This is a genomic window from Streptomyces asiaticus, assembly GCF_018138715.1.
Lineage (GTDB): Bacteria > Actinomycetota > Actinomycetes > Streptomycetales > Streptomycetaceae > Streptomyces > Streptomyces asiaticus.
On the sequence record NZ_JAGSHX010000006.1, the window covers coordinates 5,996,396 to 6,018,337 of the forward strand.

At 69.6% G+C, this 21,942-nt stretch carries 24 protein-coding genes; 14 read left to right on the forward strand and 10 right to left on the reverse strand.

Features of this window, described 5'->3' with window-relative positions; translation table 11 throughout:
• Positions 1-57: 57 nt before the first annotated feature.
• Positions 58-678, forward strand: coding sequence for a TetR/AcrR family transcriptional regulator (locus KHP12_RS33170; protein WP_086882471.1), 621 nt, complete (start codon positions 58-60; stop codon positions 676-678).
• A 13-nt stretch (positions 679-691) separates the two neighbouring features.
• Here the strand turns inward: KHP12_RS33170 and KHP12_RS33175 are convergent, their stop codons facing one another.
• The 3 genes from KHP12_RS33175 to KHP12_RS33185 are packed head-to-tail and all read right to left on the reverse strand — an operon-like array spanning position 692 to position 1,749.
• A complete protein-coding gene (locus tag KHP12_RS33175) occupies positions 692-1,198 on the reverse strand; it encodes a GNAT family N-acetyltransferase (RefSeq protein WP_210609846.1) in 507 nt (168 codons plus the stop codon).
• A gap of 33 nt (positions 1,199-1,231) precedes the next feature.
• The gene (locus KHP12_RS33180) at positions 1,232-1,402 is read right to left on the reverse strand and encodes a DUF7196 family protein (protein ID WP_198549114.1); all 171 of its coding nucleotides are present in this window, start codon (positions 1,400-1,402) and stop codon (positions 1,232-1,234) included.
• Positions 1,403-1,461: 59 nt separating this feature from the next.
• Entirely contained in the window at positions 1,462-1,749 is a 288-nt protein-coding gene (locus KHP12_RS33185) for a hypothetical protein (RefSeq protein ID WP_086886580.1), read from the reverse strand.
• Positions 1,750-2,308: 559 nt separating this feature from the next.
• Between KHP12_RS33185 and KHP12_RS33190 the strand changes: the two genes are divergently transcribed.
• From KHP12_RS33190 to KHP12_RS33205, 4 genes are all read left to right on the forward strand, one after another.
• A complete protein-coding gene (locus KHP12_RS33190) occupies positions 2,309-3,235 on the forward strand; it encodes an IPT/TIG domain-containing protein (protein ID WP_210609848.1) in 927 nt (308 codons plus the stop codon).
• A 157-nt stretch (positions 3,236-3,392) separates the two neighbouring features.
• Positions 3,393-4,058 (forward strand): nitroreductase, encoded by a 666-nt coding sequence (locus KHP12_RS33195; RefSeq protein ID WP_086879196.1) that lies wholly within the window; start codon positions 3,393-3,395, stop codon positions 4,056-4,058.
• 114 nt (positions 4,059-4,172) lie between these two features.
• Complete coding sequence (locus KHP12_RS33200) at positions 4,173-5,681, forward strand: FAD-dependent oxidoreductase (protein WP_211833993.1); 1,509 nt, start codon at positions 4,173-4,175, stop codon at positions 5,679-5,681.
• A gap of 10 nt (positions 5,682-5,691) precedes the next feature.
• The gene (locus KHP12_RS33205) at positions 5,692-6,180 is read left to right on the forward strand and encodes a MarR family winged helix-turn-helix transcriptional regulator (RefSeq protein WP_037962871.1); all 489 of its coding nucleotides are present in this window, start codon (positions 5,692-5,694) and stop codon (positions 6,178-6,180) included.
• A gap of 3 nt (positions 6,181-6,183) precedes the next feature.
• Here KHP12_RS33205 and KHP12_RS33210 read toward each other — a convergent pair whose 3' ends face one another.
• Together KHP12_RS33210 and KHP12_RS33215 are read right to left on the reverse strand one after the other, a co-directional pair.
• A complete protein-coding gene (locus KHP12_RS33210) occupies positions 6,184-6,384 on the reverse strand; it encodes a DUF397 domain-containing protein (RefSeq protein WP_086879195.1) in 201 nt (66 codons plus the stop codon).
• A 10-nt stretch (positions 6,385-6,394) separates the two neighbouring features.
• On the reverse strand, positions 6,395-7,246 hold the full coding sequence (locus tag KHP12_RS33215) for a helix-turn-helix domain-containing protein (protein WP_086879194.1): 852 nt from the start codon (positions 7,244-7,246) through the stop codon (positions 6,395-6,397).
• 153 nt (positions 7,247-7,399) lie between these two features.
• On the opposite strand from KHP12_RS33215, the gene KHP12_RS33220 reads away from it, so the two are divergent.
• Positions 7,400-7,900: an ATP-binding protein gene (locus KHP12_RS33220; protein ID WP_086879193.1), complete on the forward strand. Its 501-nt coding sequence runs from the start codon at positions 7,400-7,402 to the stop codon at positions 7,898-7,900.
• A gap of 18 nt (positions 7,901-7,918) precedes the next feature.
• Here KHP12_RS33220 and KHP12_RS33225 read toward each other — a convergent pair whose 3' ends face one another.
• Positions 7,919-8,587 (reverse strand): hypothetical protein, encoded by a 669-nt coding sequence (locus KHP12_RS33225; RefSeq protein ID WP_211833994.1) that lies wholly within the window; start codon positions 8,585-8,587, stop codon positions 7,919-7,921.
• Between the two features lie 203 nt (positions 8,588-8,790).
• Here KHP12_RS33225 and KHP12_RS33230 point away from each other — a divergent pair, with 203 nt between their 5' ends.
• Entirely contained in the window at positions 8,791-9,456 is a 666-nt protein-coding gene (locus KHP12_RS33230; protein WP_211833995.1) for a hypothetical protein, read from the forward strand.
• Between the two features lie 87 nt (positions 9,457-9,543).
• Here KHP12_RS33230 and mctP read toward each other — a convergent pair whose 3' ends face one another.
• The 3 genes from mctP to KHP12_RS33245 form a co-directional block, all read right to left on the reverse strand.
• Positions 9,544-11,157, reverse strand: coding sequence for a monocarboxylate uptake permease MctP (gene mctP / locus KHP12_RS33235; RefSeq protein WP_086879190.1), 1,614 nt, complete (start codon positions 11,155-11,157; stop codon positions 9,544-9,546).
• Positions 11,154-11,414 (reverse strand): DUF3311 domain-containing protein, encoded by a 261-nt coding sequence (locus KHP12_RS33240; RefSeq protein ID WP_086879189.1) that lies wholly within the window; start codon positions 11,412-11,414, stop codon positions 11,154-11,156. The genes mctP and KHP12_RS33240 overlap by 4 nt, the downstream gene beginning before the upstream one ends.
• A 293-nt stretch (positions 11,415-11,707) precedes the next feature.
• Positions 11,708-12,856, reverse strand: coding sequence for an RNA-guided endonuclease InsQ/TnpB family protein (locus tag KHP12_RS33245; protein ID WP_308289522.1), 1,149 nt, complete (start codon positions 12,854-12,856; stop codon positions 11,708-11,710).
• Between the two features lie 37 nt (positions 12,857-12,893).
• Between KHP12_RS33245 and KHP12_RS33250 the strand changes: the two genes are divergently transcribed.
• The gene (locus KHP12_RS33250; RefSeq protein ID WP_086879188.1) at positions 12,894-13,043 is read left to right on the forward strand and encodes an Arc family DNA-binding protein; all 150 of its coding nucleotides are present in this window, start codon (positions 12,894-12,896) and stop codon (positions 13,041-13,043) included.
• Positions 13,044-13,222: 179 nt separating this feature from the next.
• Here the strand turns inward: KHP12_RS33250 and KHP12_RS33255 are convergent, their stop codons facing one another.
• The gene (locus tag KHP12_RS33255) at positions 13,223-14,017 is read right to left on the reverse strand and encodes a GntR family transcriptional regulator (protein ID WP_037962893.1); all 795 of its coding nucleotides are present in this window, start codon (positions 14,015-14,017) and stop codon (positions 13,223-13,225) included.
• 261 nt (positions 14,018-14,278) lie between these two features.
• On the opposite strand from KHP12_RS33255, the gene KHP12_RS33260 reads away from it, so the two are divergent.
• The 6 genes from KHP12_RS33260 to KHP12_RS33285 all read left to right on the forward strand — a co-directional run bounded on the left by KHP12_RS33260 (position 14,279) and on the right by KHP12_RS33285 (position 21,907).
• The gene (locus tag KHP12_RS33260; RefSeq protein ID WP_086879187.1) at positions 14,279-15,550 is read left to right on the forward strand and encodes an extracellular solute-binding protein; all 1,272 of its coding nucleotides are present in this window, start codon (positions 14,279-14,281) and stop codon (positions 15,548-15,550) included.
• A gap of 5 nt (positions 15,551-15,555) precedes the next feature.
• A complete protein-coding gene (locus KHP12_RS33265; protein WP_086879186.1) occupies positions 15,556-16,557 on the forward strand; it encodes a carbohydrate ABC transporter permease in 1,002 nt (333 codons plus the stop codon).
• Complete coding sequence (locus KHP12_RS33270; protein WP_086879185.1) at positions 16,554-17,384, forward strand: carbohydrate ABC transporter permease; 831 nt, start codon at positions 16,554-16,556, stop codon at positions 17,382-17,384. The genes KHP12_RS33265 and KHP12_RS33270 overlap by 4 nt, the downstream gene beginning before the upstream one ends.
• A gap of 9 nt (positions 17,385-17,393) precedes the next feature.
• Positions 17,394-18,953 carry a glycoside hydrolase family 3 protein gene (locus KHP12_RS33275; protein WP_086879184.1) on the forward strand — a complete coding sequence of 520 codons (1,560 nt, stop codon included), beginning with the start codon at positions 17,394-17,396 and terminating at the stop codon, positions 18,951-18,953.
• Positions 18,954-19,006: 53 nt separating this feature from the next.
• Positions 19,007-20,077, forward strand: coding sequence for an SIS domain-containing protein (locus tag KHP12_RS33280; protein WP_086879183.1), 1,071 nt, complete (start codon positions 19,007-19,009; stop codon positions 20,075-20,077).
• 360 nt (positions 20,078-20,437) lie between these two features.
• Positions 20,438-21,907 carry a sensor histidine kinase gene (locus tag KHP12_RS33285; RefSeq protein ID WP_211833996.1) on the forward strand — a complete coding sequence of 490 codons (1,470 nt, stop codon included), beginning with the start codon at positions 20,438-20,440 and terminating at the stop codon, positions 21,905-21,907.
• Positions 21,908-21,942 lie beyond the last annotated feature (35 nt).

Consider the following 21,942-nt stretch of genomic DNA (forward strand, 5'->3'; position numbering starts at 1 on the left):
AACCTAGAGCAGGCGACGATGGAACGCAACCGTTCCGCCGTCGAGTAGGCTCAAGCCATGGAGAAGGAGCCAACCAAGCCCCGGCGTGTCCCCGCGGGCGCCGCGGTACTCCAGGAGAACGTCACGGACGCCATCCGCGCGGCGGTCTTCGAGGAGCTGGCGACCGTCGGCTATGGGCGCATGTCGATTGAACGAGTGGCGCGCCGGGCCGGGGTGGGGAAAGCGGCCATCTACCGTCGCTGGCGTTCGAAACTTCCCATCGTTCTCGAGGTCGTCTCCGCCTTGGCGAAACAGGGCCTGCCGACGCCGGACACTGGTTCTCTGCAAGGCGACATAAAGGTTCTGCTGGAAGCGACGGCTCGGGTTCTCTGGCATCCGATGGCCGCGCAAATCATTCCTGACCTTTTCGCGGAATCCGCGCGTAACCCGGATATGGCCCAGGCATTGCAAGCGGCAGTGCGGGATTCCCAGCGCGGGATCGCCGACGTGGTCATCCGCAACGCGGTCAACCGGGGAGAGCTGTCAGCCGACACGGATGTCGATCTCGCTCTTGACCTGGCCAGTGGCCCGCTTTACTGGCGCCTGAGCACCATGCGATCGCCCCTCCCCGAGGGATATCTGGACGGCCTGGCCGCGGCGACCACCGCTGCTTTGGCCGCCGCTCGTATTTCTGGCTGAACGGCGGCCGGTCTCACAGCTCCACGGTGAAGGCCCAAAGGGTGATGTCCGTGCCGGGGAGGGGTGCCCAGTCGCGTTCCGGGGCGCGGGTGAAGCCCAGGCGCTCGTACAGGCGGTGGGCGGCGGTCATCGCATGCTGGCTGCTGATCACTATTCGTCGCAGGCCCAGTGCGCGGGCCCGGTCCAGGCAGGCACGCACGAGCGCTTCGGCGGCGCCGCGGCGGCGGGACTCGGGACGGACGGCCAGCATCCGGAACTCGCCCTCGCCGGGGCGGGCCAGCTCCGCGTACGCCCCGCCGTGCACGGCGAATGCCACGGCACCCAGGACCTCGTCGCTCGCGGCGTCCGCCGCGACCAGCAGCTCGGCCTCGGCCGCCCGGCGGCGGGCATCGCGCAGGGTGGCGAGATAAGAATCACTGTCCCCGAAGTCCAGGAGGCCGTCCCCGAGATACGCCTGCGCGGTGAGCTCTCCTATCTCGTCCAGCTCCTCGTCCCGCGCGCGCCTGATGGTGATGTCCATGCCCGCAGTATGCCGCAGGCCGGGTTCCCGGCGTCACTGGGTGACGGCGCTGATCACTCCGGTGGAGCCCGCGCGCTTGTTGGCGGCGTCGGCTTCCTGGTGGGTGACATAGCGCCGGACCGTGCCGTCCGGCAGCGTCAGCTCATAGACGACAACGGGTTGGGGCGGCCATTGAGCCGCCGTTCCGCCGCAGTTGCAGGCCATGGTTGCCCTTCCTTTCCCTCGGGTCGTTGGTGCGGTGGGGTGGGGTGGGGGTGCGGGGGTCAGTCCAGCCATCGTGAGGCGATTCCGGCCAGGTAGGAGAGCGTCAGGGCGGTGGCCGGGAGGTGGAACCACGCGGTGGTGTGCAGCAAGGAGGCGTAGACGGCGATGGCGGCGGCCACCCATGTGCTGGTGCACCAGCCGCAGTTGACCAGGTAGGTGGGGCGGGAGTCGTCGCCGAAGCGGTCGGCGACCCAGGTTCTGAACCCCGCCGCCAGGGTGTCCTTGGTGATGAAGCGGGTGATCCGGCAGGTGGTGCCGAGGGCGAGAAGGAACGCGGCGAGGCTCATCGGATCGTTTCCTCCCCGGGTGGTCATACGGGGTCGGCACGGCCGATGGCACTGCTGGGTCGGCGCTGCCGATATCACTCATTAGAGGCGTGACGGGCGATGGCAGGCCATACCCCTTGGTGCGCATTCGCCCGAATAGCCGAGCGCTTGTCATACAAGTTCGGCGCCACGTGCGCCCTGATGCGCCAAACGAGTGATGGCCGCCGTGAGCCCTTGAGCGTCGCCGAGGGGCGTGGATAACTGGAAACGTGGCCGTCGAGGCCGCCCCATACCTCGTCGGCCACCCCAGGAGCCGGGCGTCCACCCCATGGCTCCGCCCTTCATCCGCGCACCGCTGCCGCGCACTGTTCTGTTCCCGCACACCGTTTCCGCGCGCCGACCGGCCGCCCGCGGCTCATCCGTTCCTCCGGTGCGGTCTGTCTCGACCGCGCGGTGACGGCGGGGCGTTCACCGGCGGTGTGCGCACGTCCGTCGGCATGCCGCCGGCGCACATCACCCGAAGCCGAACCCGAACCCGAAGCCGAACCGGAACCCGAACCCTTCCCCGGGAGGACCGACCATGACCTCGACCGCTCTCGCGACCGCCGCCGCCACCAACGCCGCCGCCGCGGGCTACTGGCCGCCGGTGGGACCGCCGACGCTGCTCGCCGTGGTGCCCGACTCCGGCCCCGCGGCCGGTGGCAACTACGTCCGGCTGTTCGGCCAGAACCTGCGCGGCGTCACCGGTGTGTCCTTCGGCGGCACGCCCGCCACCATCGTCTACCAGGACAACCCCGGCGGTGGCTGGGGCGGCGGTGGAGGCGGCTGGGGCGGCGGCGGAGGTGGCTGGCCCGGTGGCGGCGGCAACCCCGGCTACGACGGCATCGTGGTGATAGCCCCGCCGCACGCACCCGGGACCGTCCAGGTCACCGTCACCACCGCCGCCGGGACCAGCAACGGCCTGCCGTACACCTATGTGGCACCGGCCCCGCCCGCCGCCGTCGCCATCACCCCGACCGTGGGCCGGACCACCGGTGGCACCCTGTACGTGATCACGGGCACCAATCTGACCGGCGTCACCAGCGTCACCTTCGGCGGAAGCCCCTCGACCATCCTGGCCATCAACCCCGCCGGGACCAGCCTGATCGGCATCACCCCGGCGGGCCCGGCCGCGGGCGGCAACGTCACCGTGACCCTCACCGGCCCCGGCGGCAGCGGCAATGTGCCCGGTGGCTTCACCTATTTCGTCGCGCCGCCCGCACCGGTGCCCGTCGCCATCACACCCGCCACCGGACCCGCCGCCGGCGGCACCGCGTTCACCATCACCGGCACCAGCCTCGGCGGTGTGCTGGGCGTGCTGTTCAACGGCGTTCCCGCCACCGGCGTGACCGCCACCCCCACGACGGTGGCCGGTATCACCCCGCCCGGGGCAGTCGGCAACGCGACCGTCACCCTGGTGACCGCCTTCGGCACCGTCACCGTGCCCGGCGGCTTCCTCTACGTCTGACCGCACACATCCGGCCGATACGTCTGACCACGCACATCCGGCCGAACCGCGCCGGTCACCGGGCCGCTTCCACCAGGGCCCGGTGACCGGCGACGTACGGTCGAGCTGCTGAGGACGCACCGGTCACCTTTGCTCGTTCCCGGCCGTCAAGGGCGGTATGGATGTCTACGAAGCGGTCATGAGCCGACGGGCGGTGCGCGGGTTCACGGATGAGCCGGTTCCGAGGGAAGTGCTGGAGCGGGTGCTCTCCGCCGCGGCCCGTTCACCCTCCGGCGGGAACCTCCAGCCGTGGCGGACCTATGTGCTCTCCGGTCCGCCGCTGGCCGAGCTCAAGAAGCGCACCGCCGAGCGGGTGGCCGCGGAGGATCGCGGGGACGAGCGGGAGTACCCGATGTACCCGCCCGAGCTGAGCGGTCCGTATCGAGAGCGCCGCGCCGAGGCCGCCGAGCGGCGGTACGCCGCACTCGGCATCCCACGGGACGATCCGCGGGCCCGCCACAGGGCCGTCGCCGCCAACTGGGACTGCTTCGGCGCGCCTGCCGCGCTGTTCTGCTACCTCGACCGCCGTATGGGACCGGCCCAGTGGGCCGACGCCGGGATGTATCTCCAGACCGTGATGGTGCTGCTCCGCGCCGAGGGGCTGCACAGCTGCCCCCAGATGGCGTGGTCGGTGTACCGCCGGACCGTCGCGGAGGTCGTATCGCCCCCGGAGGGGCTGATCCTCTTCTGCGGCATGTCGATCGGCCACGAGGACGTCGGCGTGCCGTACGCCCGCACGGAACGGGCCCCGCTCGCCCGGACGGTCACCTTTCTCGATGACTAGAATCACGTGCTCAACTCACAGATTATCGCCGCCAAGGTGCATGCGTGCACTTGACCACGCCCCTTCATCGTGTGCATTCTGCACACGATGAACTTACCCATGGAAGGCGAAGCCATGCCCCGTGTCCCGGAACCCGAAGTGATCATCTGCGGCGCCGGTGCCGCCGGACTGACACTCGCCATCGATCTCGCCCGCAGAAATATCGGCTTCCTGCTGATCGACAAGGCGGCCGGGCCCTTCAGAGGATCCCGGGGCAAGGGGATCCAGCCCCGCAGCCAGGAGGTGTTCGAGGACCTCGGCGTCATCGACCGGATCGTGGCCTCCGGCGGGGAGTACCCCGTACAGCGCTTCTACACGGACGAGGGTCCGGTCGACCGGTCCGCCTTCGAGCTGTCCGGCCCGACGCCGGAGGAGCCGTACCAAATCCCCCTGCTGGTCCCGCAGTTCCTCACCGAGCGCTGTCTGCGCGAGCGGCTGGCCGAGCTCGGGCACGCCCCGCTCTACGGCCACGAGCTCACCGGAATCGACCAGGACGACGACGGCGTGTCCGCGCGGATCGCCACTCCGTCCGGGGAGCGGACCGTGCGCGCCGCCTACCTCGTGGGCGCCGACGGCGGATCGAGCTTCGTCCGCAAGTCCCTGGACATCGGCTTTCCCGGCCGGACGCTCGGCGTGCGGGCCGTCGTCGCCGACGTCCGCGCCGACGGCGTCTCGACGGACGCCTGGCACCGCTGGGGGGAGGGCACGGACACGCAGGTGTCACTGTGCCCGCTGTACGGCACGGACATGTTCCAGTACGTGGGGCCGGTCCCCTTCGACGTGGACATCGACGTCTCGGCGGCGGGCCTGACCGCCCTCTTCCACGAACGCACGGGCCGCACCGACATCGTCGTCCGCGAGGTGTCCTGGGCTTCCGTCTTCTCGATGAACGCCCGTCTCGCCGACACGTATCGGATCGGCCGGGTGCTCCTGACCGGTGACGCCGCCCACGTCCATCCGCCGACGGGTGGGCAGGGCCTCAACACCGGCGTGCAGGACGCGTACAACCTCGGCTGGAAGCTCGCCGCCGTCCTGGACGGCGCGCCGGACCCCCTCCTTGCCAGCTACGAGCAGGAGCGCCGCCCGATCGCCGAGGCCGTCCTCGGCCTCTCCGAGCGGCTGCTGGAGGCCGCGAAGAGCCGCTTCACCAGCCGGGGTCGCGAGGTCAGCCAACTCGACCTCGGCTATGCTGACTCGCCTCTCACGATCGCCACGCCGCACCGGGACAAGGGCCCGCTGGCCGGGGAACGCGCCCCCGACGCCCCCGTCACCGGGGCCGGAGGGCTCGACACCCGCCTCTTCAGCCTCTTCCAGGGCCCCCACTGGACCCTGCTCGGCTACGAGGCCGACCGCACCGCCGCCCCGACCGCTCGCAAGGGCCTGCACATCCACACCACCGGCCCGCGCGGCGATCTGAACGACGCCGGGGGCCACTTCCGTGACGCGTACGGCCTGGCGGCCGGGCAGTGGGTGCTCGTCCGGCCCGACGGATACATGGCGGCCATCGCCGACCTCCACACCATCGAGGCCCACCTCGACGCCGTCGGGTTGCGCACCGGGGGTGCCTCACCCGGGTGGCGGTAGTCTCTGGGCCATGGCCACACGACGCCAGCGGCAGGTCACGCAGCGACGGCTGCATGAATCGATCATCGACCTCATCGCGATCATGAACCAGCCGCACCGGGACGAGATCCTCATCGCCGAAGCGGGCATCCAGCTCGACCGGGCGCTCTTCCCGCTGATCGTGGGCATCCACCGGTTCGCCCCGATCGGCGTGGTCGAGCTCGCCGACCGAGCGGGCCGCGACCACACCACGGTCAGCCGCCAGGTCGCGAAGCTCGCGGAGTTGGGTTTGGTGGAGCGCCGCCCCAGCGCGGAGGACCGCCGCGTGAAGGAAGCCCTCCTCACCGAGGAGGGGCGCCGCGTCATCGACGCGATCGACGCCGCGCGCGGGCGGCTCAACCAGCCGGTGTTCGAGCAGTGGAGCGACCGGGATCTGGTGGAGCTGGAACGGCTCATGCGGCGCTACGTGGACGACCTGGTCGGTTTGTCCGCGGCCGGAAAGGCCGCGGACGACCGCTGATCCTTAGGCCGTGCCGAGGTGGTCGAGCCGCCCTGCCTTGGCGCTGCGTATGAGGGCGCCGAGGGCGGTTGGGTTGGTGGTGAGGATGGTGTCGGGTTCGTCGCTCTCGCGGAGCCGGATCGTGGCGTTGCCGGGTGCCGATACGTAGAGGCAGTTGGCCCCTTGGGCGCTGTACGAGGACTTCCGCCAGGGGTGGGTGCGCATGCGTTCCCTCTCAGGTGTCCTGCGCGATGCCATGGATCAGGTCGCGCGACTTCGCGGGCTCAAGGGCGCAGCTTTCCATCCGGTCCAGCACCGAGCGGTACATCACCAACTTGGCTTCCGCGTCGACGAACTCGCAACCGTGATCCGTGTCGAGCTGGACGGTGTCGAGCTGCGGCACCGGGCCGTGAGCATAGACGATGGGCTGGCCCGAGCCCGGGAACGTGCCGCCGCCGAAGGGGATCACCAGGATGGTGATGTGCTCGTGTTCGCTCATCTCGACGAGGTGGCCGAGCTGTTCGCGGGTCGTCTCCGGGCCACCGAAGCCCATGCGCAGGGCGGCCTCGTGGAGGATGGCCGTCAGTGGGGTCGGCTGGTCCCCGTAGAGGACCGCCTGCCGCTTGATGCGGAACGAGACCCGGTGCTCCACCTCGTATCCCGCGAGGGGCGGAATGGCTTCGTTGAAGATGGCGCGCGCATGCTGGGTGGTCTGCAACAGGCCGGGCATGTGGACCACCGATGCGATGCGCAGGGCCGTGGCGTGGTGCTCCAGTTCGGCAAGGTCGAGCAGGCCGGGGACGAGGATCTCGCGGTACTCCTCCCACCAGCCACGGGTGCGGCCGCCGGTCATGGCGGCCAGCTCCTCGACGAGCCGCGCGTCCGCGCAGGTGTAGTTGCACGCCATGGCGCGGACGCGTTCGGCGCCCACGGCGTACCGCCCGGCCTCGATGTTGCTGATGCGGGACTGATTGACGCCGAGGAGTGAGGCGGCCGCGGTGGTCGACAGCCCGGCGCGATCGCGTAGCTTGCGCAGTTCAGCGCCCAGTCGTTGCTGACGCAGCGTCGGGGTGGTGCTCGACGGCATGGTTCGTCCTCCCGGTCGGCACACAGTGTGCACGTGTCACCCACACAGGGCAACTTGGCCCATATTTCGTCGCTGGAATGGAATATAGGCCATCGCAGGTTCTACGGTGTGTGCCCGGACATCGCACAACTCCGCGCACAGACAGGAGACTTCATGCCCACCCTTGCGCCGGAAACGCCGGAAAACCCCTGGTCCTACTCACTACGACTGCCCCATGACCCCCGCGCCTCGGCCATCGCCCGCATTACCCTCCGTGCGGTCCTCGCCCGGCACGGGCTGGGCGAGTTCACCGACCCCGCGACCCTCGTGGCGAGCGAGATGGTCACCAACGCGTACCGCCACACCACCGGCCCGGCCGAAATGCGTATCCGCACCGTGGAGGAGGGGCGTCTGCGGATCAGCGTGTGGGACACCAATCCGGACATCCCGCCGCCCTTCGACAAGCCCCCGGCCCTCTTCGACCGCTCGTCCGCCCTCGCGGAGGCCGCCGCGAACACCGAGGCCACGTACGGCCGTGGCCTCCTCATCGTCCGGATCTGCGCCGACAACTGGGGCGGTTACGCCCTCGCCGACGAGCTGTTCGGCAGGAGCGGCAAGCTGCTCTGGTTCGAACTCGACCCGACGCCCTGCGACGCCTTCGGGATCGCCGCCTAACGAGGGGACGTGCCGGTGTCAGGCCGGGGTGAGCGCCGGGGGGAAGTCCAGGTCCGGCTCGTCGTATGAGCCGCTGTATCCCTGCTCCTCCTCCTGCTCCCGCTTCTTCTCCGGCCAGCTGGGATCCATCGCGCAGGACGATGTGCTGACGAAGCCGGAGAGCCGCTGATATTCCGGTTCCCAGGTCACCTGGATCGCGTAGCCGCCGTCGCGCTCCGCTTCTACGCTCCACTCCTCGATCTGCTCGTTCTTGCTGTACTCCGTGATGTGCCATCCCTTGCCCTCGAGGCGGTCGCGCACCCCGCGCAGGGCGGGGAGCGCGTCCGCCTTGCGCACCTTGCTCAAGGTCCACTCCTGGTACAGCCGGTACGCGCCGTCCACGGGCGGGTCGGCGAAGCTGAACAGGCCGTCCGGGTAGCAGTCGTTGGACCCGTAGGTGTTGTTGGTGAAGACGTCGACGTAGCCGCCTTCGAGGGCGCGGTCGATGCCGAGTGCCGCATAGGCGTCCTGGGAGTAGCCGGAGAGCCGGCGCGCCGTCTTCTCCGGGTCGACGTCGGGATAGGTCGAATCCGTGCTCGCGTACGCGAGCAGGGCCATGGCCACGGCCAGCACAAGGAGCACCACGCTGGCGCACCCGGCTCCGCACCCGCCGCAGCTCTTTCCGGCGGAAGCCTCGCTCTCGGTCATGTACCGGACGGTAGGTCCCGGCCCCGGCGGGCCGGATCCGCGCGGCCGCTCATCGCGGCGTAGGTACCCGTACTCATACGAACGGGCCTGCACGCACCGCATTAGCCGTCATTAGCCGTCCGTTAGCAGAACGCCAATCCGCTCTTCGAAACTGAAGATCGTCCGGGAACGAGCCGAGAGAACAGAACAACAGGAGCACCACGATGAACACCGTCACCAAGCGCTTCCGCGGCCGCGCCGGCCGCCGCATCGCCGCCGCCCTCGTCGTCGCCGCGGCGCTGGGCCTGGGCGCCACGGCCTGCGGTCCTGACGACTCCGAGTCCGCGGGTTCCTCGAACTCATCGGCCTCCGCCTCGGCCACGAGCAGCTCCTCCTCGGACAGCTCCGGCTCGCAGGGCCAGGACAGCGGCAGCACCGGCGGCGGGTCAGCCTCGAACGGCGGCGGGTCAGCCTCCAGCGGCGGCGGGTCAGCTTCGAACGGCGGCGGCTCCGCCTCCAGCGGCGGCGGGTCCGCCTCCACCAGCGGCGGTTCGGACGCCACCGGCGGCGGCGCCGCAAACGCGGGCAACCACCGCACGGTCGTCGGCAAGCTGAAGTACCTCGCGCCCGGCAAGCTGATCGTCAAGCCTGATGACGGCAGCACCGACCAGGCGTTCTACGTCTCCAACGCCACGCAGGTCCTCGGCGCGGCCGCGATCTGCGGCGAGGAGTCCGGACACGTGGCCCTCGGCAAGGACGGCTACGGCACCACGAAGTGCACCGTGGACGATCTGGAGAAGGCCGCGAAGACCGGCAGCGTGACCGTCCGCGTCACCATGAGCACCAAGTCCGGCGGTGCCGAGACGGTCGAGGAGAAGTACCACCCGTAAGTCCCTCGCCACACGAATGGGCCGTCGGCTCCCGCGAGGGAGCCGACGGCCCGTTCGACGTCAATCCGCGCGGCCCGCCGCCAGGCGTCAGTGGCCGCCCGGGGCGCCCGCCGTGGCGGGCGGGAGGTCGGTCTGGACGCCCGGGTCGCCCGCGTCCGCCTTGTAGTCGGCCGAGGACGTCTCGTCCACGCCGTCCGGGGCCTTGACCGCCCGCAGGATCAGCGTCAGGACCACCGTGACCACCACGTTGAGCACGAAGGCGGTGAGGCCGATGTAGCCGATCTCGCCGATACCCGGCACATCGGCGGTGTTGCCGAAGTGCTTCTGGGTGCCGCTCGGGGTGTCGTACGCCTTCCACGTTCCGTAGACCATGCCGACCGCCCAGCCCGCCAGCAGCGCCCAGCGGTGGAACCAGCGGGTGAACAGGCCGCCCACCAGGGCCGGGAAGGTCTGGAGGATCCAGATGCCGCCCAACAGCTGGAAGTTGATCGCGACGGTCTTGTCCATGCCCAGCACGAAGATCAGCGCACCGACCTTCACCAGCAGCGAGACCAGCTTGGAGACCTTGGTCTCCTCCTCGGCCGTGGCGTTCGGCCGCAGGAAGTCCTTGTAGATGTTGCGGGTGAAGAGGTTGGCCGCGGCGATCGACATGATGGCCGCCGGGACGAGCGCGCCGATGCCGATCGCGGCGAAGGCGACGCCCGTGAACCAGTCGGGGAACATGTCCTCGAAGAGCTGGGGGATGGCCAGCTGGCCGTTCTCGACCGTCACCCCGGCGGCGATGGCCATGAAGCCCAGCAGCGCCAGCAGCCCCAGCATCAGCGAGTACAGCGGCAGGATCGTGGTGTTGCGGCGGATCACCTCACGGCTGCGGCTGGAGAGCGTCGCCGTGATCGAGTGCGGATACATGAACAGCGCGAGCGCCGAGCCCAGGGCCAGCGTGCCGTACGCCCATTGGCCCTCCGCGGCCGGCGCCAGCCCGCCCGCCCCGGCCTTGGTGAACTTGTCGTTCGCCGCGCTGAAGATGTCGTCGAAGCCACCCAGCTTGATCGGGATGTAGATGATCGCCACCGCGATGACGATGTAGATCAGGGTGTCCTTGACGAACGCGATCAGCGCGGGGGCGCGCAGACCCGAGGAGTAGGTGTACGCCGCGAGCACACCGAAGGCGATCAGCAGCGGCAGGTCCTTGATGAACCAGTTGGTGTTCTCGCCGCCGCCGACGCCCATCACGTCCAGCACCGCCTGGATGCCCACCAGCTGGAGGGCGATGTACGGCATGGTGGCGAGGATGCCGGTGATCGCGACGGCCAGCGAAAGTCCCTTGGAGCCGAAGCGGCCGCGGACGAAGTCCGAGGTGGTGACGTACCCGTGCTTATGGGACACCGACCAGAGCCGGGGCAGGAAGGTGAAGATCAGCGGGTAGACCAGGATGGTGTACGGGACCGCGAAGAACCCGGCCGCGCCGGTCGCGTAGATCGCGGCCGGGACGGCGACGAAGGTGTACGCGGTGTACAGGTCGCCGCCGAGCAGGAACCAGGTGATCCAGGTGCCGAAGCTGCGGCCGCCCAGACCCCACTCGTCGAGGTTGTTGGCGTTCTCGGCGGCGCGCCAGCGCGCGGCCAGGAAGCCCATGACCGTGACGGCCACGAAGAAGAAGATGAAGACGGCGAGCGCGACGCCGTTCACTCCGCCGTTCATGCGGAGTCACCCCCCTTGCGCTCCCGCCGCTCACGGCGGACCAGGACGTAGGCGACCGAGGTCAGCACGGCCGAGATCGGCACCCAGAGCATCTGGTACCAGTAGAAGAACGGGATCCCGATGAAGGCCGGCTCGACCTTGCCGTACGAACCGACCCAGAGCATCCCGACAAACGGGGCGATCAGGCACAGAGCGGCCACGACGCGCGTGGGCGTCACGACCGGTCTCCTGCCGGGTGAAGCGGACGTGTCTGACATGTGGCGGGCTCCAGTCCCCTCGGCTCATCACCTGCGTCGCAGTCGATACCTGCGGCACAGTCGATCACCTGGATCACAGCTGATCATTTGTGTAATGCGCAGGAAATCTAAGCCCGGGGCCCGGCGGCAGTCACTACCTGTCCGTATATCGGTATGAGAAAGTTGACGTCTCCCCCTCATGGATGAGGGGATTCCCGCCTGGCCGCCGTTGTTGAGCGGCGACCTTCGGGTGGTTCCTGCTTCATCCACCCACCGCCCGGCTTGCCGGGTCTTACACGGGCTCCACAGGCGTTTTACGTGTCGGCCCGCCCGGCCGCCATGATGCTCCGCCCCTCAAGGCGGAGGTTGTACTCAGCGTTCTGGTCCCGGTCGTGCCGGGCTCCGCAGTCGCATGTCCAGGTGCGTATCGGCAGCCCTTTCTTCCCCTTCGGCCCGGTGAGCGCGCCGCAGTTGGAGCACAACTGGGTGGAGGGAAAGAACCGGTCCACCTTGACGAAGGTCCGCCCGTATCGTGCGCATTTCACTTCGAGGGTACGGGCGAACATGCCCAAGGACTGGTCCTGAACGGACTTGCCGAACCGGCCGCGTGCCATGCCCTTCACGTTCAGGTTCTCCAAGTAGGCCGCTTGGCTCTCGCGGACCACCTGGGTGGTTTCCTGCTCGATGAAGTCGCGCCGCTGATCGGCGATGCGCGCGTGGATCTTGGCTACGGCCAGCTTGGCCTTACGACGGTTGCTGCTTCCCTGGGCGCACCGGCTCAGCTTGCGCTGGGCGCGGCGGAGTTTCTTCTCCTGACGGCGGAAGAACTTCGGAGAGGCGATCTTGCGCCCGCGCAACACCGCATACGAGGACAGGCCCAGGTCGATGCCGGTGTCCGTCTCCTCCCGGTCCAACTCGGGAAGCGGCTTGTCATCGGTCTCGACCACGAACGACGCGAAGTACCTTCCGGCCGCGTCCTTGATGACCGTGACCGATGACGGGTCGGAGGGAAGCTCCCGGGACCAGCGGACAGAGATGTCGCCGATCTTCGGGAGCCGGAGCCTGCCCTCCCCGGTGATGGAGAAGCGGGCGGCTTTGGTGAACCTGACCGCCTGGCGGGAGGTCTTCTTCTTGAAGCGCGGCGGCCCGATCTTCGGCCCCTTGCGTGTGCCCTTCTTCGAGGCGAAGAAGTTAGAGTACGCGGTCCTCAAGTCGCGCAGGGACGACTGGAGTACGACCGCCGATACCTCGCCGAGCCATGCACGCTCGGGCGCCTTCTTCGCCTCGGTGATGACCAGCTTCGCCAGCTCGACAATCGACGGGACTGGCTTTCCCTGCTTGTATGCCTCCTGTCGGATGCGTAATGCGTCGTTCCATACGACGCGGGAGCACCCGAACGCCTTCGCCAGCTTGATCCCCTGCGGGGCGCTCGGATACACGCGGAACTGGTACCTGAGCTTCACGACAATCACGATATCACCGTGACACTATGATGGCATCATGGTTCAGTTGACTCTGCGGCTCCCCGATGATGTACATGCCCGGCTGACCGCTCAGGCGGAAGCCGACCGGCGGTCCCTCAACTCGGAGATCATCCACCTGCTTGAGGCCGCTCTCACCGCCGTGGGCGCAGACGACGAATCGCCCTGACGGCGATTGGTCTTTCCCTGCCCCGCTACGCGGGAAAGCAGCTACACCTCCGCCCTGAAGGGTGGAGTACTGCCGACGGATCCGATAGCCGGTCAGCAGTACCAGGGCTCTGGCCGGTCAGTCGTAGAGCTGTCAGCGGTACCAAAGCCCGGCTGAGCCCGGCGGCGCCGCCACGCTGCTCAGTCGTTCGGCCGCTGGAGCCGGGCCACGAATTTGTAGCGGTCCCCGCGGTAGACCGACCGCACCCACTCCACCGGCTCCCCGGACGCGTCCCGCGAGTGCCGCGAGAGCATCAGCATCGGCAGCCCCACGTCGGTGCCCAGCAGCCCCGCCTCGCGCGGGGTGGCCAGCGAGGTCTCGATGGTCTCCTCGGCCTCGGCCAGCCGGACGTCGTACACCTCGGCCAGTGCCGTGTAGAGCGAGGTGTACTTCACCAGGCTGCGGCGCAGCGCGGGGAAGCGCTTGGCCGACAGATGGGTGGTCTCGATCGCCATCGGCTCACCGCTGGCCAGCCGCAGCCGCTCGATGCGCAGCACCCGCCCGCCGGCGGCGATGTCCAGCAGCCCGGAGAGCCGGTCGTCGGCGGTGACATAGCCGATGTCCAGCAGCTGGGAGGTGGGCTCCAGGCCCTGGGCCTTCATGTCCTCGGTGTACGAGGTGAGTTGCAGCGCCTGGGAGACCTTGGGCTTGGCCACGAACGTGCCCTTGCCCTGGATCCGCTCCAGGCGACCCTCGACGACCAGCTCCTGGAGCGCCTGGCGCACGGTGGTGCGCGAGGTGTCGAACTCCGCGGCCAGGGTGCGCTCCGGTGGGACCGGGGTGCCCGGTGGCAGGGTCTCGGTCATCTCCAGCAGGTGGCGCTTGAGGCGGTAGTACTTCGGGACGCGCGCGGTGCGTGCCCCATTGGAGCCGTTGCCGTCGCTCTCGGCCGTCGTGGTGGCCGCCGCTGCCGCCGTTGCCCCCTCGGTCTCCATCGCGCCCTCTCCGACTCCTGGTCCGCTGCCGTCACCGGCGTCTACCGCCGTCACCGGTCTCCTGAAGAATCCAGCGCCTCACATCGTGGCACGGTCCCGGCTCCGGGCGGTCCGCCGGTCCGGATGTCGGGAAGTGTCGGTCCGGTAACGGAGCCGCCGGTGACTCTTATACACCCTTGACACCCCAAAAGGTCTAGGCCAAGCTGCGGGCACTGGTCTGGACCATTAAACCCCCTGATCCGGCCTTCTGAGGAGAGTGCTGTGAAGCGTGGGCTCATAGCGGCGACGGGTGTCGCGGCAATGCTGGTATCCGTCGCGGCCTGTGGGTCCGACGGCGATGACGACAAGGCCGGAGCGGACGGTTTTAAGGGGCAGACGCTCACCGTCTGGGCGATGGACGGCTCCACGCCGGACGGCTGGACGAAGGATGTCAAGGCCGCTTTCGAGAAGAAGACGGGCGCCAAGCTGAAGCTGGAGACCCAGCAGTGGAACGGCATCCAGCAGAAGGTGACCACCGCGCTCTCGGAATCCAATCCGCCGGATGTGCTGGAGATCGGCAACACCCAGACCCCGTCCTACGCGCAGACCGGCGGACTGGCCGAACTGGATGACCTGAAGAAGTCGATCGGCGCCGACTGGTCGGAGTCGATCAACAAGTCCGCGGTCTACGACGGCAAGCAGTACGCGGCGCCGTGGTACGCGGCCAACCGGGTCGTCCTCTACAACAAGAAGATCTGGGCCGAGGCCGGGATCAAGGACACTCCCAAGACCCGTACCGAGTTCTTCCAGGACCTCGACGCCATCCAGAAGAAGACCGAGGCCGAGCCCATCTATCTGCCGGGCCAGAACTGGTACTTCTTCGACGGGCTGACCATCGGCACCGGCGCCGACCTGGTGAAGAAGGACGGCGACAAGTGGGTCTCCAACCTCGCCGACCCCAAGGTCGGCAAGGCCATGGACATCTACAAGCAGTACCAGTCCTTCAGCAAGGCCCCCAAGGACAAGGACGAGGCCACCCCGCAGCAGGGCGAGGTCTTCGCCAAGGGCAAGACCGGCGCCTTCATCGGCATGGGCTGGGAGGCCGGGATCGCGATCAAGGCCAACCCGAAGATCGAGAAGGACATCGGCTACTTCACCATCCCGGGTGAGACCGCGGGCAAGCCGGAGGGCGTCTTCCTCGGCGGCTCCAACCTCGCGATCGCCGCGGGCAGTGAGAAGCAGGAACTGGCCAAGGAGTTCCTGAGGATCGCGCTCAATGACACCCACGAGGGACAGCTCGCCAAGGAAGGCGGCGTCATCCCCAACAAGGAGTCGCTCCAGGCGCAGCTCAAGGGCAACGCCGCCGCGCAGGCGGCCGCCCCGGCCGCGGCGACCGGCGGCACCACCCCGCTGATCCCCGAATGGGCCGCGGTGGAGAACGCCCCGAACCCCGTCAAGACCTATATGACCGCCGTGCTCAACGGTAAGTCGCCCGCCGAGGCGGCGAAGTCGGTCGAGGACGAGCTGAACAAGCGCCTCAGCCAGGAGCGTTGAGCCCGATGGCCGTAGCGACCGAACGCCAGGACCCCGGCCCGGCGGCGGCCGGGGTCCGCCGGGGCGGGGCACCGCCGGGCACCCGCCGCCCGGCCCCGGGCCCCGCCGGGCGCGCACGGCTGACCGGCGCCGCCCCGTACCTCCTGCTGCTGCCCGCGCTGGCGGCGACCGCGCTGCTGCTGGGCTGGCCGCTGGTCAAGGACGGCCTGCTGTCGTTCCAGAACCTCAATATGCGGCAGCTGATCCAGCACCTCACCGAGTGGAACGGGGTCGACAACTACCGCGAGGCGCTGACCAGCGAGGACTTCTGGCGGGTCACCCTCCGGTCGGTGATCTTCACCGCGGTCAACGTGGTGCTGATCATGCTGCTCGGCACCCTGGTCGGACTGCTGCTGGCCCGCCTCGGCAGCACGATGCGGCTGCTGCTCTCGGTCGGCCTGGTGCTGGCCTGGGCCATGCCGACCATCGCCGCCACCACCGTCTTCCAGTGGCTCTTCGCCACCCGCTTCGGGGTGGTCAACTGGGTGCTGGACGCGCTCGGCTGGCACTCCATGGCGCACTACAACTGGACCGGCGGCCAGTTCTCCACGTTCTTCGTCATCACCGTGCTGATCGTCTGGCAGTCGATCCCCTTCGTGGCGATCAACCTCTACGCCGCGACCACCACCATCCCCGGTGAGCTCTACGAGGCGGCCGCGCTCGACGGCGCCGGCGGCTGGAAGAGCTTCACCTCGGTGACCTTCCCCTTCCTCAAGCCGTTCCTGCTGGCCACGACGTTCCTCGAAGTCATCTGGGTCTTCAAGGCGTTCGCCCAGGTCTTCGCGATCAACGAGGGCGGCCCCGACCGGCTCACCGAGACCCTCCCCGTCTACGCCTTCATCGAGGGCGTCGGCAACCAGCACTACGGCATGGGCGCCGCGATCTCGCTGCTGACCATCGCGGTCCTGCTGGCGCTGACCTCCTACTACCTCCGGATCGTGCTCAGGCAAGAGGAGGACGAGCTGTGAAGCGCTCACCGCTCGCCCGGCTGTGGCCCAACGCGACCGCCGTCGTGCTCTTTCTCGGCTTCGCGTTCCCCGTCTACTGGATGTTCAGCACGGCCCTCAAGCCGACCTCGGACATCATCTCGGAAGACCCGGTGTGGTTCCCGACCGGAGCCACGCTCGAACACTTCCGGAAGGCCATGGACGCGGAGCACTTCTGGACCCTGGTGGGCAACTCGCTCACCGTCACCCTCTCGGCGGTCGGCCTCTCCCTGCTGATCGCGCTGCTCGCGTCGTTCGCCCTCGCCCGGATGCGGTTCAAGGGGCGCCGCGGCTTCCTGGTGACGTTCATGATCGCGCAGATGGCGCCCTGGGAGGTCCTGGTCATCGCCATCTACATGCTGGTGCGCGACGGCGACATGCTGAACAGCCTGCTTCCGCTGACCCTGTTCTACATGGTCATGGTGCTGCCCTTCACCATCCTCACGCTCCGCGCCTACGTGGCCGCGATCCCCAAGGAGCTGGAGGAGTCCGCGATGGTGGACGGCTGCACCCGTCCGCAGGCGTTCATCCGGGTGATCTTCCCGCTGCTCGCCCCCGGCCTGATGGCCACCTCGCTCTTCGGCTTCATCACGGCCTGGAACGAATTCCCGCTCGTGCTCATCCTGAACAAGGATCCGGGCGCCCAGACGCTTCCGCTGTGGCTGTCCAGCTTCCAGACCGCCTTCGGCGACGACTGGGGTGCCACCATGGCGGCGGCGTCGCTGTTCGCCATCCCGATCCTGCTCCTGTTCCTGTTTCTGCAACGCAAGGCGGTCGGTGGGCTCACTTCCGGCGCTGTGAAGGGATGATCCCGGTTTATGACGACCCTCGCACACGACTCGGCCACCCTCACCCGCGACGCTCTCACGGTTCTCCAGCCCGGCTTCACCGGAACCACCGCCCCCGACTGGGTGCTGCGGCGGCTCGGTGAGGGGCTCGCCTCCGTCGGCCTGTTCGGCCGGAACATCGCCACCCCCGAGCAGCTGGGCGCCCTCACCGCCCAGCTGCGCGCCGAGCGCGACGACGTCCTGGTGGCGATCGACGAGGAGGGCGGCGACGTCACCCGGCTGGAGGTGCGCACCGGCTCCTCCTTCCCCGGCAACCTGGCGCTCGGCGCCGTGGACGACCCGGAGCTGACCCGCGCCGTCGCCCGCGAGCTGGGCCGCCGCCTCGCCGAATGCGGCGTCAACCTCAACTGGGCGCCCTCCGCCGACGTCAACTCCAACCCCGACAACCCCGTCATCGGCGTGCGCTCCTTCGGAGCCGAGCCGGGGCTCGTGGCGCGGCACACCGCCGCGTACATCGACGGTCTCCAGGGCGCCGGGGTGGCCGCCTGCACCAAGCACTTCCCCGGCCACGGCGACACCGCCGTCGACTCCCACCACGCCCTGCCGCGCATCGACGCAGGTCTCGACACCCTGACCGCCCGCGAACTGGCGCCCTTCCGCGCCGCCGTCGCCGCCGGGACCAAGGCCGTGATGAGCGCGCACATCCTGCTGCCCGCCCTCGACCCCGACCTGCCCGCCACCCTCAGCCCCGCCGCGCTGCACGGCCTGCTGCGCCGGCCGGTGGCCGACGGCGGACTCGGCTTCGACGGGATGATCGTCACCGACGGCATGGAGATGCGGGCCATCGCCGACGCGTACGGCATCGAGCGCGGCAGCGTCCTGGCGATCGCCGCGGGCGCCGACGCCATCTGCGTGGGCGGCGGGCTCGCCGACGAGGGCACCGTGCTGCGGCTGCGCGACGCGCTGGTCACCGCCGTCATCGAGGGGCGGCTGGCGGAGGAGCGGCTGGCCGAGGCGGCGGCGCGGGTGCGCGCCCTGGGGGAGTGGACGCGCCGCTCCGGAGGACCGCGCACGGCGCACGGCATCGAGCCCGCCGCGGGGGTGGGGCTCGCCGCCGCGCGCCGGGCGCTCAGAGTCACCCCGGCCGGGTCCTCGTACGAGCCGGTGACCGGACCCGCCTACGTGGCCGCCTTCACCCCGATGGCCAACATCGCCGTCGGCGAGGAGACCCCCTGGGGCGTCGGCGCCGAACTGGCCCGGCTGCGCCCCGGCACCGGGGCCGCCACCTACGGGCGGCAGGACGCCGATGCCCTGGGCGTCCATGGCCTGATCGAAAATATGCTCGACACCGCGGGGGACCGTAGGATCGTGGCTGTGGTCCGCGATGTCCACCGCCACCCCTGGATGGCCGACGCGCTGGACGCCCTGCTCGCCGCCCGGCCGGAGACGGTCGTCGTGGAGATGGGGGTGCCCCAGGCGCCGCCCGCCGGGGCGCTGCACATCGCGACCCACGGCGCCGCCCGGGTGTGTGGACGGGCGGCCGCGGAAGTGATCGTCGGCAACGGCGCCGGTGACCACCCCGGGGACTGACTCCTCAGCCCCTCGGCCCAGCCCGGCACATCAGCCACCTGGAGGCACCCAGCATGTCCGCCACGACGACGGCCCAGCGCAGCGACCAGCCGGGCCGGATCATGTCCGGCGAGATGGCCGAGCAGCCCGCCGTGCTGCGCCGCATCCTCGACCAGGGCGCCCCGAGGATCCGCGAGGTAGCGGAGCGGATCGCCGCCCGCAACCCGCGCTTCGTCCTGCTCACCGCCCGGGGCACCTCGGACAACGCGGCGCTGTACGCCAAGTACCTGCTCGAGGTCCTGCTCGGCAAGCCGTGCGGGCTGACCTCCATGTCCACCACCACCGCGTACGGCGCCCAGCCTGACCTCACCGACGTCCTGGTGATCACCGTCAGCCAGTCCGGTGGCTCCCCCGACCTGGTGGCCTCCACCGAGGCCGCCCGCGCGGCCGGTGCGATCACCCTCGCGGTGACCAACAACGCCGACTCGCCGCTCGCGGCCGTCTCCGAATTCCACATCGACGTCCTGGCCGGGCCGGAGAAGGCGCTGCCCGCGACCAAGACCTACACCGCCGAACTGCTCGCCCTCTACCTCTTCGTGGAGGGGCTGCGCGGCGGCGACGGCGCGGCCGCCAAGGTGCTGCCCGACCTCGCCCAGCAGATCCTCGACCGCCAGGACGAGGTCCGGCTGCTCGCGGCGCGCTACCGCTTCGCCGAGCGGATGGTCCTCACCTCCCGGGGCTACGGCTACCCGACCGCCAAGGAAGCCGCCCTGAAGCTGATGGAGACCAGCTACATCCCGGCGCTCTCCTACTCCGGCGCCGATCTGCTGCACGGCCCGCTGGCCATGGTCGACAACATCTCGCCGGTGATCGCGATCGTCACCGAGGGCAAGGGCGGCCAGGCGCTCCAGCCGGTCCTGGAGCGGCTGCGCGGCCGGGGCGCGGACCTCGTCGTCATCGGGAGCGCGTCGGAGGTGGAGCGGGCCTCGGCGGGGTTCGCCCTGCCGACGGACGGCGTCGCCGAGGAGGTCCAGCCCATCCTGGAGATCCTGCCGCTCCAGATGCTGGCGTACGAGGTGACGATCGCGCGCGGGCAGGACCCGGACGCGCCGCGGGCGCTGGCGAAGGTGACGGAGACCCGCTGAGCCTTGCGGCGGGGCCCACTGAGCCCTGCGGCGGAGACCCGCTGAGACACACAGAAAAGGAGGCTCCCGCGGCCTTCGAGAGGCGCGGGAGCCATGTGTAACACCCGCGGGCCGCGGCGCCAGGGCGGGACCCTCAACCCGCCCGGCACCGCAGCCCGGAGTTGCGTCGGCCCAGCGGCCGACCTGAGGACTCCCGGGCGGTCAGGGCAGAGCGCTCCGGGTTCCTCGATCCGCCCTCCTGTGCGGGGAGAGCGGAAGATCGCAGTGCTCGATATTCTGGACTAGACCACTGCTGTCTGTCCACGCTTATGCGCGAATAGGCTAATCCACCGGTGAGGGTAGGCTCACAACGTGCCCTCCATGAACGACCTCGTACGCCAGCACACCGCACTCGACGATTCCGATCTCGAGTGGCTCCACCTGCTGGTCTCGGAGTGGCAGCTGCTCTCCGACCTCTCGTTCGCCGATCTTGTGCTGTGGGTCCCCACCAGCGACGGCACCCGGTATGTCTCCGTGGCCCAGATGCGGCCGAACACCGGGCCCACCTCCTACCAGGACGACATGGTCGGCCATCTCGTCCCCCGTGGCCGCCGCCCCATGCTGGACGCCGCCCTGGACGAGGGCCGGATCGTCCGGGAGGGCGACCCCGAGTGGCGCGAGGAGGTGCCGGTCCGGGTGGAGTCCATCCCGGTCCGGCGGGAGAGCCGGGTCCTCGGCGTGATCGCGCGGAACACCAATCTGCTGACCGTACGGACCCCCAGCCGGCTGGAGCTCACCTATCTCCAGAGCGCGTCCGACCTCGCCCAGATGATCGCCGCGGGATCGTTTCCGTTCCCCAATCAGCAGGTCGACATGGACGCCTCACCGCGCGCGGGCGACGGGCTGATCCGGCTCGACGCGGACGGGGTGGTCCAGTACGCGAGCCCCAACGCGCTCTCCGCGTACCACCGGCTGGGCCTCGCCGCCGATCTCGTCGGCCACCACCTGGGCAAGACCACCGCCGAACTAGCCCCGGTGCGCGGCCCGGTGGACGAGGCGCTGGTCAAACTGGCCAGCGGCTGGGCGCCCCGGGAGTTCGAGGTCGAGGGCGGCGACGGGGTCATCCAGCTGCGGGCCATTCCGCTCAAGCCCAAGGGGCTGCACATCGGCTCGCTGGTGCTGCTGCGGGACGTCACGGAACTGCGTCGCCGCGAGCGCGAGTTGATCACCAAGGACGCCACCATCCGGGAGATCCACCACCGGGTGAAGAACAACCTCCAGACGGTGGCGGCCCTGTTGCGGCTCCAGGCCCGCCGCATGGACTCGGAGCAGGGGCGGGAGGCGCTCAACGAGGCGGTGCGCAGGGTCGGCTCGATCGCGATCGTCCATGAGACCCTCTCGCAGAACCTCGACGAGCGGGTCGAGTTCGATGACATAGCCGACCGGGTGCTGGCGATGGTGGCCGAGATATCGCCCGGGAAGGTGACCGGCCGCCGCACCGGGCGGTTCGGCATCCTCGACGCCGAGGTGGCCACCCCGCTGTCCATGGTCCTCACCGAGGTGCTCCAGAACGCGCTGGAGCACGGCTTCGGACCGGGGGAGCAGGGCACGGTCGAGGTCTCGGCGGTGCGCGGGGGCAGCGGTGAGGAGAGCCGGCTGTCGGTGGTCGTCCAGGACGACGGGCGCGGGCTGCCCGAGGGGTTCGACCCCCAGCGGGCCGGAAACCTCGGGCTTCAGATCGTCCGCACCCTGGTGGAGGGGGAGCTGGGCGGGACGTTCGACATGGTGCCCGCCCCGGAGCGCGGCACCCGGGTGATGCTGGACTTCCCGGTGGGTGCGGAGAAGCACTGAGCGCGTTGCGAGTCCGTGAGCAACCTGTTACCGGA